Origin of the sequence: Gordonia sp. HS-NH1, assembly GCF_001418765.1 — a bacterium.
GTDB lineage: Bacteria > Actinomycetota > Actinomycetes > Mycobacteriales > Mycobacteriaceae > Gordonia.
In genome coordinates, this window is record NZ_LIYC01000038.1 from 22,130 (window position 1) to 36,853 (window position 14,724).

14 protein-coding genes are annotated in these 14,724 nt (G+C 66.3%); 7 read left to right on the forward strand and 7 right to left on the reverse strand.

The features are described from left to right. Positions 1-46: 46 nt before the first annotated feature. Positions 47-745, reverse strand: coding sequence for an alpha/beta hydrolase (locus AMD30_RS19840; protein WP_055476833.1), 699 nt, complete (start codon positions 743-745; stop codon positions 47-49). A 175-nt stretch (positions 746-920) separates the two neighbouring features. Here AMD30_RS19840 and AMD30_RS19845 point away from each other — a divergent pair, with 175 nt between their 5' ends. Beyond that, positions 921-2,219 (forward strand): O-acetylhomoserine aminocarboxypropyltransferase/cysteine synthase family protein, encoded by a 1,299-nt coding sequence (locus AMD30_RS19845; protein ID WP_055476818.1) that lies wholly within the window; start codon positions 921-923, stop codon positions 2,217-2,219. 1 nt (position 2,220) lies between these two features. Then, positions 2,221-3,288, forward strand: a complete 1,068-nt coding sequence (locus AMD30_RS19850) for an LLM class flavin-dependent oxidoreductase (protein WP_014925002.1) — start codon at positions 2,221-2,223, stop codon at positions 3,286-3,288. Between the two features lie 30 nt (positions 3,289-3,318). Here the strand turns inward: AMD30_RS19850 and AMD30_RS19855 are convergent, their stop codons facing one another. From AMD30_RS19855 to AMD30_RS19870, 4 genes are all read right to left on the reverse strand, one after another. Further along, complete coding sequence (locus tag AMD30_RS19855; protein WP_055476819.1) at positions 3,319-4,218, reverse strand: arginase family protein; 900 nt, start codon at positions 4,216-4,218, stop codon at positions 3,319-3,321. Positions 4,219-4,393: 175 nt separating this feature from the next. Further along, positions 4,394-7,261 (reverse strand): MMPL/RND family transporter, encoded by a 2,868-nt coding sequence (locus AMD30_RS19860; protein WP_442902730.1) that lies wholly within the window; start codon positions 7,259-7,261, stop codon positions 4,394-4,396. Between the two features lie 108 nt (positions 7,262-7,369). Further along, complete coding sequence (locus AMD30_RS19865) at positions 7,370-7,813, reverse strand: MmpS family transport accessory protein (RefSeq protein WP_055476821.1); 444 nt, start codon at positions 7,811-7,813, stop codon at positions 7,370-7,372. Between the two features lie 210 nt (positions 7,814-8,023). Beyond that, entirely contained in the window at positions 8,024-8,770 is a 747-nt protein-coding gene (locus AMD30_RS19870) for a glucose 1-dehydrogenase (protein ID WP_010843208.1), read from the reverse strand. A 178-nt stretch (positions 8,771-8,948) separates the two neighbouring features. On the opposite strand from AMD30_RS19870, the gene AMD30_RS19875 reads away from it, so the two are divergent. Beyond that, positions 8,949-9,554 carry an acyl-CoA-like ligand-binding transcription factor gene (locus AMD30_RS19875; protein WP_055476822.1) on the forward strand — a complete coding sequence of 202 codons (606 nt, stop codon included), beginning with the start codon at positions 8,949-8,951 and terminating at the stop codon, positions 9,552-9,554. A gap of 27 nt (positions 9,555-9,581) precedes the next feature. On the opposite strand, the gene AMD30_RS19880 is transcribed toward AMD30_RS19875, so the two are convergent. Continuing rightward, positions 9,582-9,899, reverse strand: a complete 318-nt coding sequence (locus AMD30_RS19880; RefSeq protein ID WP_055476823.1) for a hypothetical protein — start codon at positions 9,897-9,899, stop codon at positions 9,582-9,584. A gap of 122 nt (positions 9,900-10,021) precedes the next feature. Here AMD30_RS19880 and AMD30_RS19885 point away from each other — a divergent pair, with 122 nt between their 5' ends. Continuing rightward, positions 10,022-10,648, forward strand: coding sequence for a TetR/AcrR family transcriptional regulator (locus tag AMD30_RS19885; RefSeq protein WP_010843200.1), 627 nt, complete (start codon positions 10,022-10,024; stop codon positions 10,646-10,648). 26 nt (positions 10,649-10,674) lie between these two features. On the opposite strand, the gene AMD30_RS19890 is transcribed toward AMD30_RS19885, so the two are convergent. Continuing rightward, complete coding sequence (locus AMD30_RS19890; protein WP_055476824.1) at positions 10,675-11,586, reverse strand: AurF N-oxygenase family protein; 912 nt, start codon at positions 11,584-11,586, stop codon at positions 10,675-10,677. Positions 11,587-12,135: 549 nt separating this feature from the next. On the opposite strand from AMD30_RS19890, the gene AMD30_RS25730 reads away from it, so the two are divergent. The 3 genes from AMD30_RS25730 to AMD30_RS19900 all read left to right on the forward strand — a co-directional run bounded on the left by AMD30_RS25730 (position 12,136) and on the right by AMD30_RS19900 (position 14,662). Continuing rightward, a complete protein-coding gene (locus AMD30_RS25730) occupies positions 12,136-12,258 on the forward strand; it encodes a hypothetical protein (protein ID WP_269432852.1) in 123 nt (40 codons plus the stop codon). Positions 12,259-12,394: 136 nt separating this feature from the next. Beyond that, positions 12,395-13,819, forward strand: a complete 1,425-nt coding sequence (locus AMD30_RS19895; RefSeq protein WP_055476825.1) for an FAD-binding oxidoreductase — start codon at positions 12,395-12,397, stop codon at positions 13,817-13,819. A gap of 81 nt (positions 13,820-13,900) precedes the next feature. After that, a complete protein-coding gene (locus tag AMD30_RS19900) occupies positions 13,901-14,662 on the forward strand; it encodes a decaprenylphospho-beta-D-erythro-pentofuranosid-2-ulose 2-reductase (RefSeq protein WP_010843197.1) in 762 nt (253 codons plus the stop codon). Positions 14,663-14,724 lie beyond the last annotated feature (62 nt).

Genomic DNA, 14,724 nt, shown 5'->3' on the forward strand with positions numbered 1-14,724 from the left:
ACTTCTCCCCTCACCGCTGTCCGCGGACTCGGTCCTGACTTCGCGACTACGAGGCGAGGGTCCGGACGGGCTCCCGACGGAGCAGGTCCTGGCCTCCGGGTTCGCGCAATCGCTCGAGGAACTGGACGATCTCCGCGGCGACGCTGCGGTGGGTCACGTCGTTGAGGATGTCGTGGCGACCACCGCGGACCAGGGTGAGACGTACGTCGGGCAGCGCGGTCGAGGCCGCGAGCACCGGGTCGACCGGGCTCACCGTGTCGGCGTCGCCGTGCACGAGCAGCACCGGGGACGTCACGCGCGCGAGCGACTCGGAGGTCGCGACGGACGTCGCCTCCTGCAGCGCCCCTCGGTCTATCGCATCGGGTTTCCCCAGTACGCCACGATGGACCGGACACGCGGACCGCGCGTCGAGCTCCGCGTCCCACTCGCTCGGGAGGGCCGGCGGACCGTCGACGAGTAGCCCTGCCAGGACGATCCCCGTGAGAGCCGGATACTCGGGCGCGATGTCGAGCGCAGTCACCGCGCCACTGTCTGATCCGACGACGACCAGGGGGCCCGGGATCTGCGAAGACGACAGCGCGCGGGCCACGGACTCACGGGCATTCTCCACGACCGTGACGCGGTATCCATCGAAAGCGATCCGCCGCGCGAACCGCCCATACACGTCGGCGTGCTCACCACGTCCGGCGATGACCACCACCGAACCTCGTGCGTTGGCGTCGGGTTCCAGCCACTCGGTGCTCACGGTGTGTCCCTCGTTCCGGTCGATCTCGGACTGCTGATGACGCAACCCTGACCGATGCGGGGGCGAGCGAACAACAATATGGATCACGCCGAGCAGAACTGGTGTGTTCGTCGAACATTCAGTGTTTTGTTTCGAACAATCCCCACAGCGACGTAAAGAAGGATCGAGAACACTCATGCCCCAGTCCCCAGGGTTCGCGACCCGCCAGGTTCGCTCGGGATACACGCCGGGTACCGCACAGAACACGGTGATCCCACCGATCTACCAGTCGGTCGCCTACGACTTCGGTGACTTCGCCCAGGCACGCGACATCTTCTCGCTACGTCGGACGGGAAACCTGTACAGCCGCACCGGCAACCCGACCCAAACGGTCTTCGAACAGCGCATCGCCGATCTCGACGGAGGGGTTGCGGCGCTGGCGACCGCGTCCGGGCAGTCGGCGGTGGCGGTGGCCCTGCTCACGCTCGCCAAGACGGGTGAGCATATCGTCGCCGCGCGTCAGTTGTACGGCGGCACCGTCGATCTCCTCACCGACACCTTCGCGGACTTCGGCATCGAGGTGACCCTCGTCGACCAGGACGACCTCAACGGGTGGCGCGACGCCGCCCGGCCGGAGACCCGAGCGTTCTTCGCCGAGACCATCGGCAACCCGGTGGCTTCGGTGCTGGACGTCGACGCCGTGGCGCGGATCGCCCATGAAGTCGGGGTGCCGTTCGTGGTCGACAACACCATCGCTACTCCATATCTTCTTCGCCCCAAAGAGTTCGGCGCCGACATCGCCGTATATTCGGCGACCAAGTTCATCGGGGGCCACGGGACCTCACTCGGGGGCGTGGTGGTCGACCTCGGGACTTTCGACTTCGGGGCGGAACCGCAGCGGTGGCCGCAGTTCACCGAACCCTATCCGCGGATCGGTGACCTCGTTCTGTGGGACACGTTCGGACGCGACCGCAGCGCATTCCTCGTCTACGCGAAGACGAAACTCGTCCACGACCTCGGACCCGCCCTCTCGCCGTTCAACTCCTTCCAGCTCCTGCAGGGCGTAGAGACGCTGGACCTCCGCCTCGAGAGGCAGGTGTCGACGGCACTGACCGTCGCGCGGTTCCTCGATTCACACCCCGCGGTCACTCAGGTCCACCACCCGGGCCTTGCCGGCAACCCGTGGCACGCTGCTGCGCAACGTTATCTGCCCCGAGGCGCCGGGTCGGTGTTCTCCTTCGACCTCGTCGGCGACGAGCGCGAAGTGGAGAAGTTCATCAATTCGCTGCAGGTGTTCTCGATCGTCGCGAACATCGGCGACGTCCGCTCGCTGGTGGTGCACCCGGCCACCACCACCCACAGCCACTTCGACGACGAGCGCCTGGCGTCGGCCGGGTTCAGCAGAAGCACGATTCGACTGTCGATAGGGCTGGAGAGTCCCGACGACCTGGTCGACGATCTGCGCTCATCTCTCGACACGATCACGAAGGACTGACATGCATTTCGGTTACTGGACTCCGATCTATGGCGGCTTCCTGCGCAACGTCGGCGACGAGGCCATGCCCGCCACGTGGGACTACGTGAAGCGACTGTCACAGCTCGCGGATCGTCTCGGCTATCACACGACGCTCGTCCCCGAGCTGTATCTCAACGACCGGAAGGGTATTCACGCGCCCAGCCTCGAAGCGTGGTCGTTGTCGTCGGCGATCCTCGCCGTCACCGAGCGCCTTCGGGTGATGACGGCGGTGCGGGCCGGCTTCCACCTCCCGGCCGTCACCGCGAAAGAGTCCGCGACCATCACCGACATCGCAGGTGGTGCATCGTCGGATCCGGCACGCTTCGCCCTCAACGTCGTCGCGGCGTGGTGGGAGGAGGAGGCCAAGCAGTATGGTGGCGCTTTCACCCGGCATGACGAGCGTTACCGGCAGGCACAAGAGTTCGTCGACATCCTGCGTGGACTGTGGAATCACACTCCGTTCTCCTATGCGGGTGAACACTTCTCGGTCCACGATTCGATCCTGTCGCCGAAACCCGTCGCTCAGCCGCCGATCTTCGCCGGCGGGGAGAGCGAGGGCGGCCGCGAGTCGATTGCGACGTTCGCGGATTCCTATGTGCTACACGGCGGTACCGTCGACGAGGTCCGCGCCAAGATCGCCGACATGAACGACCGATCGCAGCGAATCCACCAGCGCGACATGGCCGAGTTCGGGATGTCGGCCTATGTGATCGTTCGCGACACCGAGGCGGAGGCACGGGCCGAACTCGACCGCATCACCACCATCGATCCTCGGTCACCGGGATACGCGTCATTCGAAGAGTTCGCGCGCAACTCCGAGCTCGACGTCGAGCTCACCAAGCGCGAGTACTCGGTCGGAACCCGCGGCCTCCGCCCGGAACTGGTGGGCACCCCCGAGGTGGTGGCCGAGAAGATCCGCGCCTACCAGGACGCCGGCCTCACACTCCTGCTGATCCAATGTTCACCCGCCCACGACGAGCTCGAACGCATTGCGCAGCAGGTGTTTCCCCTCGTCCCTGAGGTCAGGACCGAGGTGGTCTCGGTCTGACCGGTTGACGTTCTCGTGCGTCGGGGCTGCCTAGGTGAAGGTCAGTGCCGACACGAGCGCCGCAACGAGCCGGGGTACCGCGGTGTGATCCGCTGACGCGTGCGCGGGGTCCAGCTGCCCGATCGACATCCCCAGACAATCAGGGTCGCGCAGGAGCGTGACCAGGGCCTGTTCGAGGACCGCAATCGTCGGTCCACTGTTCCGTCCGTTCACGTTCTCGGCGATCGGCGCGTCCAGGAAATCGAGCACGTCGACGTCGAGGTGCACCACGAACGGTCCGGGGGCGAGCATGCTTCGCGCGCCGCGGGCCGCGTCTTCAGGGTCGTCGCAGAGCCTCGTCTGATCGACGATCGCAAGTCCCAGCGCAGTGGCCTGTTCGCGTTCCCACCCGGTTGTCTCCCGGGTCACATCCACCCCGAGATAGGCCAGGTCCGACGGGTGCAGTATCGGCGTGCGGTTCGTGAGGCCGACCAATTCGGGCGCAGCCCCCTCGAGGGCCAACGCGTGCGCCATGCCCATCCAGCTCAGCGAACCCTCCGCTGTCGAGCGTGGCGTGTTGAGATCAAGATGCCGGTCCACGTAGACGATGCGGGGGCGCTCCCCGCACAATGCCATCGCGGCGCACATCCCGACCGCAACCGTGCAGCTTCCGCCGAGCACGAGCAGACGCTGCCCGGCTGCGAGCAGGTCGGCCGCAGCTGCGGAGAGCTCGATCAGTGCATCCGTCTCGTCGCTCAGGTTCTGCGCGAACGGACTCTCGCGGTCGGGAAACCACAACCGGGTTGTCAGATCCCCAGCATCGACGACCTCCGCGCCGGTGGCCGCCAACTGCTCGACGAGACCAGCATCTCGCAACGCAGCGGGCGCTCGCTCTACGCCCACACAGTAGGCACCAGCACTGCTCGGCGCGCCCAACACCGTGATCTTCACTGACCCTCCTCGCTCCTGTCGTCAGGCCTGCGCCCACCGCGTGCCCGTCGACGGGGACAGTGAAACCCGTCGCTGCACGCCGAGTCACGCGTCCAACGACGTTTCCGTCACCGGGCCTGTCGACCGATCCCGTGTTCGCTGACGTAGACCGTCATCTCTGCGAAGGCGCACTTCGTCAGACCCGTTGCGCGACTGGAGGAATCCCTTCCGCGACGCTTTCGTTCCCGATCGAGCGTCGCGGGGCCAGCGACACGAACGGCGTCGGCCACCAGAACCACCGGCCGGACAGCCGCGCGATCGCCGGCATGACCAGGGTTCGGACGATCAGCGTGTCGATGAGGAGTCCGATGGCAACGGTCGTGCCGATCTGCGCGACGTTGTGCGCGTAGCTGGCGAGCATCGCCAACATCGTGATCCCGAACGTCAGACCTGCTTGCGTGACAACACTTCCCGTTCCGACCATGGCGCGAATCAGCCCGGTGCCACCGCCGGCGCCGTACTCTTCTCGAAAACGGCTGACCAGCAACATGTTGTAGTCGGCACCCACGGCCACCAGGAAGGTGAACGCGATCGGCGCGACCGACCAGTGCAGCGGATTACCGATGAGGCCCTGCCACAGGAACACCGACACCCCCATCGCGGACAGATAGGAGAGTCCGACGGTTCCGATCACCGCGAGTGCGGCCACGAGGCTGCGCAGCAGGACCAGGACCACGCAGAACACGAATGCGAAGGCGGCGACGACGATCGCGATGAAGTCCTCGTGGGCGAACGACTCGATGTTGAGGAGCGTGCCGCCCGGTCCGCCGATGCTGACCGTGGATCCGGCCAGCGACGTGTTCTTGATCGCCGCCAACGAGGCGGGTATCACCTCCGCGCTGACGTCCATCGCGTCACGGCTGAAGCCCTCGCGCTGCGGGGTGACGATCATCCGCGTCGCCTTGCCGTCGTCGGAGAAGTAATACGGCATGCCGCTCTGGAAGAGCGGGCTCTCCAACGCCTGGCTGGGCAGGAAGAATCCACCGGCAGCGGGACTGCCCGCCGAGTACGCCCCGCTCACCTCGTCGAGGAAGTCGGTGATCTCGCCGACCTGCGGGAGCAGTGCACCCAGGGTGGTCCGCAACGGGCCGATGAGTTCACGGAGCTGCGTGACCGTGGCGCGAAGAACGGGGATCTGCCGCGCGGCGGTGGGCAGCGCTGCGCTCAGCGACCGGGTGCCGCCGGCGAGGTCGCGGACGGAATCTCTCAGCGCGGGAAGGTCATCGAGGACCGAGAGACCGGTCAGCGCGGTGCGGCAGGCGGCGACATCCTGGCACTGCGGGATCGAGTTCACGATCCCGCGCACCGGGGCGATCCCGGCCGTCAGGTCGTCGACCTTCGCCAGCGTCGACTCGCTCGTCCGCTGCAATTGCGTGGTGGCGTCGGACAACGCCCCCGCACCGGCCGCCCCTTGCCGCAGCGCCGCGTCGACTCCGTCGATGGCGGTGTCGAGATCGTCGATCGTCGCACCGATCGCGTCGAGGTCGGTGATGCGATCCCGCAGAAGCGACGTCATCTGGCCGAACCTGTTGCCGACGTACCCCGCCTGGGAGGTGAGGGTGCCTTGATCGAGGGTCTGGCCGAGCGGGCGGGTGATCCCCTGGACCGCGCTCACACCGTCGATCGAGGCGACGGCATCGGTCAGCTGCGCGAGGGCGATCAGATCCGCCGAATTGCGCATGTCGTGGTCGGATTCGACGATCAGGACGCTCGGCGCCATGATGTTCGGCGGCAGATGCCGATCTGCGGCAGCGAATCCCACGTTCGCGGGCGAATCCGCCGGCTGGGCGCGGCGTTCGTTGTAGCTCGGCGCGTAGATCGAGAGCGGGATGATCATCACCGCGAGAACGGCGAGTGCGGCCGCGAGGACCGGGCCCGGCCAGCGCGCAACGGTGGTGCCGATCCGACGCCACCGTCGCGGTGACGCCGACTCCCGTGGCTCCACGAAGCCCAGTCGCGTGGCCACTGCCAGAACCGCGGGTCCCAGGGTCAGCGCGGCTGCGAGCGTGATGAGAATGGCTATGGTGCACGGCAATCCCGACGTGCTGAACATGGCGAGGCGCGTCGCGGCCAGGCAGGCCATCGCACCGGCGACCGTCAGCGCCGACGCCACGACGATGTGCTGGACCCCTGCCAGCGCGTCGTAGTACGCGTCTTCACGGTCGCGTCCCTTGCGTCTCGCTTCCTGATACCGGCCGACGAGGAAGATCCCGTAGTTGGTGCCGGCGCCGAGGACGATCACCGCCGACAGCGCCGCGGCGAAGATCGAGACCTTGATGACCTCGTTCTCGGCCAAGAACGAAATGGTGGCGCGGGCCACGGCCAGCGCCAGTCCCACCCCGAGCAGCGGGACCAAGGCGGTGACGACGGATCGGTAGACCAGCAGCAACACGGCGCCGACCAGCAACGCGCACACCGAGACCAGCAGGATGATGGAGTCGTTGATCGCGACCATCTCGTCGTTGACCACCGCGGACGGCCCGGTGATGTGTACGTCGATTCCAGCTGGAGGCGTTGTCGCGGCGATGGTGTCGCGTGCGGACTGGGTCGACTCCATGGCCAGCGCGGTGCCCATGTTTCCGGCGAGGTTCACCAGGACGTAGGCGACGTGGCCGTCAGCACTCTGGGCCGCCGGAGCGAGGTCCGGGTTCGACCAGAGGTCCATCGCGGAGTTGACGTGTTCGGTGTCAGCGGTGAGCGTCGTCAGCAACTCGTTGTAGTACGTGCGAGCTTCCGGCCCCAAGGGGTCGTCGCCCTCCATCAGGACGTAGACGAAGTTGTTGCTGCCCCCGCCGCCGAAGTACTCCCCCATCTTGACCAGCGCCTGCACCGACGACGCCTCGTCCGGCAGGAACGACTGCGCGTGTTCGGTGACCGTTGACTCCAGTTGAGGCACAACGATGTTGAGACCGCCCGCGACGAGGAGCCAGACGACGATGACCGGTAGGGAACAGGCGTACAGGAAGCGGGCGAGGCGCGGACGTCCCGGACCGTGGTCACGCATCACGTCGAACCGAGCGGGACGCCTCACCTCTGCGGCGAGCCCCTTCCGCAGTTCGGTGATCCGCTCGCGCGTCGTGGCCATCTGTCGCTCCCCCGTCGTCCCGCGCACCTAGGCCACCGGGACCAGACAGTTGGCGACCGTGCTGCCATCGGTGCCCGAACCGTTCTGACGTACGCGCTCGAATCCGTTGACCCGCACCGCACATGACACCTCGCCGCGACCGGAGGACTGGGTCAGGACGCCGGCAGACGTCGTCAACTCCCGTGTCCGGAGCACCACACGCCACGGAACCGTCACCTTGTCCTCGACGACGCGGCCCCCGGGCTCGATGTAGGACACCCGCGCGGACGATCCCTCCGGCCCGGTCACCACGTACTCGATCGACTTGTCCCGGACGACGCCGGCCTGTGGCGCGGGCGGCGAATGCCCGATCGCCCGGTCGGGGATCACGCTCAACCGCAGTTTGCCCACGTAGAACGCCGACACCGCCATCACCGCGACGACCACCAGAACAATCCACCACGCGACACCGCGCCCACCGGACTTCATCATCGGACCCCCATCGACATCAGGCGTCGAGTGGGTCGACCTGGTGGTTTCCAGGTCGACCCACCGCTCAGCCTGCCAGTGGCAGGGACTCTATATGTGACATCGTCCGTTGGCAAGGTCTGGCGAGATCGGGCGCCCATGCAGGGGCCTCGAAACCAGCGGCGGCGCCGAACCCTCTCGAGAGAGCCGGCGCCGCGTCACAGATCGAACAGGTCAGGAGGCAGTCAATCCGCCGTCGATGACATGCTCCATGCCGCTGATGTACGAGGAGTCGTCAGAAGCGAGAAACAACACGAGGCTGGAGACCTCGTCGGGTTCGGCCATTCGACGAATGGGAACGGTAGCAGCGATACCGCCGCCTTCGGCGTCGGTGGCAGCCTCCATCATCGGCGTCTTGATGTACCCCGGATGCACCGAGTTGACGCGGATCTGTTCCGGCCCGAACTGGACGGCAACCTGCTTCGTCATGCCACGGGAGGCGAACTTGCTGCCCACGTAGCCGATGTTGGGCGCGCCGACGATCGAGACCATGCCGGCAGTGGAAGAGATGTTGACGATGGCACCGCCGCCCGCCTTGCGCATCGACGGGATCACGGTCTTCATGCCCCACACCTGCGAATGCTGATTCACAGCAATGACTTTCAGATACTCATCCGGGTCGATCTCGACGACGTCCTCGATGGGCCCCAAGATGCCCGCATTGTTCACCAGGATGTCCACCGGACCGAACGTGTCCTCCGCCTCGGCGACGACCGCGCGCCACTCGTCGAGCGAGGTGACGTCATGCTTGATGAAGTGCGCGCCGTCACCGAGTTCAGCCGCGAGCTTGCGGCCACCGTCATCGTTGATGTCGGTGAAAACGACCTTGGCACCCTCGGCAACGAACCGCCGTACATGAGCGGCCCCCATGCCCTGTGCAGCCCCGGTGATGATGGCGACCTTGCCATCCAACTTTCCCATTTCCAACACTCCTTCATCGCTCGGATGCATCGCGGACGCGATGCCGGGTCCCGCGTTGCAACGACCTGGGTGACATCTCGAGTGGTCGGTCGACGCAAGTAGTGGTACCGAGTACCACAATACGCCGGAGTCCAGCGCCGGAGCGAAGAATCGAGCGGTGACCGCATAAGTTGGAGCAATGGAGACCCGAAGACGCCCACCGGGACGCCCACCGGCGGCGTCGAAAGAAGATGTGGAGCAAGCAGCGGTCGCATTGATGATCGACCGTGGCTACGAGAACGTCAGCGTCGAGGACATCGCCGCTGCTGCAGGCATCGGGCGTACGACATTCTTCCGCTACTTCGGGTCGAAATCGGGGGTGATCTGGCTCGAGTTCGACTCGACGATCGAGCGACTGGCCGATGTCCTGGAAGCGTCGGCAGACGCGGACGACGTGCTCGGCTCCGTCCGTACCGCTGTCCTCGAATCGACGCGCCTTGCCGTTTTCAGCAGCGACGTGTGGTTGGAGCGCTTTCAGCTGTTGGACACCACTCCGGATCTCCACGCGGGCGCGCAGGCACGTTGGGAGCAATGGAGGTTGCCGATCGAGTCGTTTGTGGCGAACCGGGCCGGCGACCATGTGGACCACTACGTTCCGATGGTGGTTGCCGCCGCATGCCATGCCGTGTTCGTTGCGGAGCTCCGTCACTGGCGAAACCGGGACAGCGAGCGGATCGACCTCCTGACACGTTTGGATGCACACCTCGGGAACGTGCTCAGCCATCTAGACGGTTTGTTCGGCTGACCAGACCAGGGTGCACTGCCGAATCGCTCAATCCCCCTCGATCTTCTGCGAATTCGCCCACCGACGTCCGGGGTCGCCACCCCAGGCATCCCAGGCGACGCGTCCGGCCGTCGGGAAGCCGTCCTCGCCGTTCTTGAACCCGGTGGTGTCCCGGTCCACCTCATGGCGGGAAAAGTAGTTGCGCATCTTGCGGATCTGGTCGTCGTCGACATCCCTGCCCTCGGCCAGCTGGTGAGCCCGATGGCGGCCGGTGTCGGTGAACCCCTTGCCCGCCTTGCCGTCCTCGATCCACCGGACCGCGCGCTGGGCTGCTTCCTGGACATCCTTCGGTGGCTGGTGGCTCATCTGCGGCGCTCCTGTCGTAGAGATCTGTGCCCCACCCGCGTGCCCGTCCGCGCGAGCTGTGAAACCAGCGGTCGACTTCGACCACGCCGAGCATCGCGCGCAGATGAGCCATAATCGCGGGCATGCAGAAGCCGGCTTGCCCGATCCGACGCCGGACCACACCCGAGGTCCGGGAGGCGCTGCTCGTCGCGGCCGTCGCCGAACTCGACGAGGCGGGTCCGGAGAAGGCCAGCCTGCGCGCCATCGCCCGCCGGGTGGGGATCACCCATCAGTCGGTTGCTCACCACTTCGCCGATCGTCGGGCACTGTTCACCGCGGTCGCGGTACGCGGATTCGACAGCCTCCATGCGGAACACACCCGCGCTCTCGGGGAACTGTCCGACGATGCGCCACTGGGCGAGGCTGTTGCCACGCTCGGGCAGGTCTATGTCCGGTTCGCGCGTGACAACCGCGCCACGGCCGCGCTGATGATGGGGTCCCGCCTGGTGGACAACAAGGCCGCTGAGCTGGTCGCGGCCCGGGCGCGGGCGTGGGAACTGCACACGAGCACGGTTTCCGACGCCGCAGACGACGGATGGGGCGGCGGAGTGCCAGGGAACCTCATCGCCATCGCGACCTTCGCCATGGCGCACGGCCTGGCCTCGCTGGAGACCGACTTCGCCGACCAGCTGCCCGACGGCACCGGAATCGAGGACCTGCTCTCACTGGTCAATGCCGCGATCATCACTCCCCCGCAACAGGATTCCTGAGCGACGGGCCCACCGACGCCGAGCCGTCAGAGCATGTGGACCTTGCGATAGATCCGCGCAGCGGGCCGGGTGAGCAGACCGACGTCGTCGAGAAAGCCCATCAGATGTGCACAACCAGAACGCACCATCGACTGGAAATGGTGGTTGCGGCGCATCTCGCCGACGGCGCGACGATGGTCCAATCCGGCGTCGGCATAGGCCTGCGGGCGGACGAGACTCACGAGGATGTACGACACCGCCATCGCGGTGATCACCGAACTGAGCTGCCGCCGAATCCAACTCGCCTCACGCATGGAGTGCCGGACCTCCTCGCGGGCGAACCGCATGTGCCGCGACTCTTCGAGAACATGGATCTCGTTGACGGTGCGCACGAGCGGCAGCACCCGGTCGTCGCGCATGCACCCGCGTTGCAACACGTCCAGGACCTCCTCGGCGGCAAGGATTCCGGCGTAGGCGATCTCACCGCCGGCCACCCGCATGAACAGCTTGCCGAAACGACCCAGACGTGGGTGCGGCGTGTAACTGGTACCCGTCAGCTTGTGTGAGGTCTTCGCGAACATGATCGAGTGCCGGCATTCATCGGCGACCTCGGTCAGGGCGAACTGGAACTCCGGGCGGTGATAGTCACCGAGGTACTGGTCGCGGATCACCATTTCCTGCAGCATCATCTCGAACCAGATACCGATGCTCATGATCGACGCGGTCTCGTGGCGGGTGAGGCGGATCCGCTGCTGCTCGGTCATCTCTTCCCAGTACGCGGTTCCATAGAGCGTCGACCATTCCGGACTGCAGCCGTACTTCTCCGGATCGAGCGGCTCGTCCCAGTCGATCTCGGTCATCGCGTTACGCGACAGCCGCGCCGCGGACGCCAGGAGGCGCGCAGCGACCTCATCGACCCCGTCGTCGGGGCGGGTCACATCGTTGAGTGCTGCTTCCATTCGGACTCCTCGTCGTACGCCGGGATTCAACCCTGTGATGCATGCCACCACGGATAGTGCCATCAGTCAATGGTTCGTTCGACGATGGCACGGACCCCGGCGGCCGAACCGACGACCGCTCTGACACCCGGACACCGCGAGCAACCCCGCACCGACCTCTGCGACCGTCCTCCGCACCCGATCTCCGAGTGCTGGACTGGCGCACCATGTCTCGGCCGAACAATCAGCCGGCAACAGGTGGCGAACCGCCCGCCGGCGGTGCTATCCATGAATCAGTCGCATTGTGCACACGCAGACACACCTCTCACCGAAAGGAGCTCCCCGTGCCCACTGCAGACGAGACGATCATCTGGCCCGACCCGAGCCCGCTCCAAAAGTGGTGGACACAGGTGATGACGGCATCCGACATCGCGCGCGCACGCCCCCCGGCCGGGCAACCGACCAGGCCCCTCGCCGGCCGAGCTCAAGTTCACCGAGCCGCTCCGGCCTCGTGAGATCACACCCAGCACCACGCACCCCGCCCGACACGAAATCGTCCACGCCCGAGACATGACCCAGCACTCCACCGTCCCTCATCCGCCGCAACCAACACCCGGCCGCGACCTCTGGTGGGCCGTGACCTACGTCATCGCGATGGCCGCGATCGTCGTGGCCCTGACGACGTGGGCATGACGCAAGACAGCGACGTCACCCTCGTCAGGGGACCACCGGTCGAACGGATTCACCGGGCCGCTGCGGTCACGGAGCGGCAGCTCGGCTCGGGACGGACGGTCCGTGCAGGTCGGTCACCCAGGTACCCTCTTTAGCGATGTCTACTGAAGAGTTGCTGCCGATCACGACCCGCAAGCTGGTGGGCTGGTCTCGCACCACCCCGATCGAGGGTCACGTCCTGTCCACGCCGTACCCCGAGGTCATCGCCGAGGCGGTCGCCCGGGTGGCCGACGACAACGCGGATAAGCCGGATTACCTCAAACGCGGCGTCATCGCCCGCGGGCTCGGACGCTCCTACAACGAATCGGGCCAGAACAGCGGCGGACTCACGGTCGACATGACCCCGCTGACCAGGATCTATGCGATCGACGACGAGTCGGCCACGGTCGACGTCGACGCCGGCGTATCGCTGGACACGCTCATGCAGGCGGCACTCCCGCACGGCCTGTGGGTCCCGGTGCTCCCGGGCACCCGGCAGGTGACGGTGGGCGGCGCGATCGCGCACGACATCCACGGCAAGAACCACCACAGCCAGGGCAGCTTCGGCAATCACGTCCTCGAGATGCAGCTCCTCGTCGCGGACGGCCAGATCCTCACCCTCACCCCGGGCGGGTCGGCTGACGACCCGGCCGGCGAACTCTTCTGGGCGACCATCGGCGGCATCGGACTGACCGGCATCGTGCTGCGCGCGAAGATCCAGATGAAGCGCACCGAGAGCGCGTACTTCATCGCCGACACCGCCCGCACCGGCTCGCTGCAGGAAACCCTCGACCTGCACCTCCAGGACGGCTTCGAGGACGGGTACGAGTACGCCTCGGGCTGGTTCGACACGATCAGCGGACCGCCGAAGCTCGGCCGCGGCACCTTTTCGCGAGGCAACCTCGCCCGTGTCGACGAACTGCCGGAGAAGTACCGGGACAACCCGCTCTCGTTCAACAACAAGCCGCTGGTCCGGTTCCCGGACATCTTCCCGCGCGGGCTCGCGAACAAGCTCTCGTTCTCCGCGGTCGGCGAGGCCTACTACCGGATCGGACCGCCCAGCGAGGGCAAGGTCAAGAATCTCGCGCAGTTCTACCACATGCTCGACGTGTTCGGTGACTGGAACAACGCCTATGGACGCGGGGGCGGCTTCTGCCAGTACCAGTTCATCGTGCCCACCGGTAACGAGGGCGAATTCACCGCACTCATCGAGCACATCCAGGCGTCCGGCCACGTCAGCTTCCTCAACGTCATCAAACTCTTCGGCGAGGGCAACCGGGCACCGCTGAGCTTCCCGTTCAAAGGCTGGAACGTCTGCCTCGACTTCCCCGTCAAGGCCGGTCTCGCCGAGTTCCTCAACGACCTCGACCGCCGCGTCATGGCGATGGGCGGCCGCCTCTACACCGCCAAGGACTCGCGTACGTCGGCCGAGAGCTTCCACGCCATGTACCCGGAGATCGACGACTGGATCGCGACCCGTCGCCGTGTCGACCCCAACCGGGTGTTCATGTCGGACATGGGCCGGCGACTCGAACTCGCCTGAGCGGCGGACATTCTCGACGCACCCAGTTTCCGACGCGCTCATGCGCAACCGACCTGTACGTCACCGAAAGCGAGTACACACATGATCAACGCCGTGGGCGTCCCACAGTCCATCCTGGTCCTGGGAGGCAGCTCCGAGATCGGGCTCGCCATCACCGCCGAATACCTCAGCAAGGGCCCGGCGCGGGTCATCCTCGCCACCCTTCCGGGTGACCCCACCGCCGCTGCCGCCGTCCAGAAGGCCAAGGACGCCGGCGCCACCGAGGTCACCCAGATCGACTTCGACGCCCGTGCCACCGACACCCACCGGGCGGTCATCGACAAGGCGTTCGCCGACGGTGACGTCGACGTCGCGATCGTCGCCTTCGGCATCCAGGGCGACGACGAACAGGCCTGGCAGGACCACGGCCTCGCCGTCGCGGAAGCCGAGATCAACTACACCGCCGCGGTTTCCGTAGGTGTGCTGCTCGGCGAGAAGATGAAGGCCCAGGGTCACGGTCAGATCATCGCGATGAGTTCGGTCGCCGGTGAGCGTGTCCGTCGCAGCAACTTCGTCTACGGGTCCACCAAGGCCGGACTCGACGGGTTCTACCTCGGACTCGGAGAAGCACTGCGCCCCTTCGGCGCTCGAGTCCTCGTCATCCGTCCGGGTCAGGTGCGCACCCGGTTGTCGGCGCACGTCAAGGAAGCGCCACTCACGGTCGACAAGGAGGACGTGGGTCGCCTGGCGGTGGCCGCGGCCACCAAGGGCAAGGAGATCGTCTGGGTGCCGGGACCGTTCCGCTACATCATGATGGTGCTCCGCCACATCCCGCGGCCAATCTTTCGCAAGCTGCCGATCTGATCGCTGAATCGCCGAGTCTGAGTGGGACGTGATGAACCGACCTGACCCTTCGAGACGTCCCT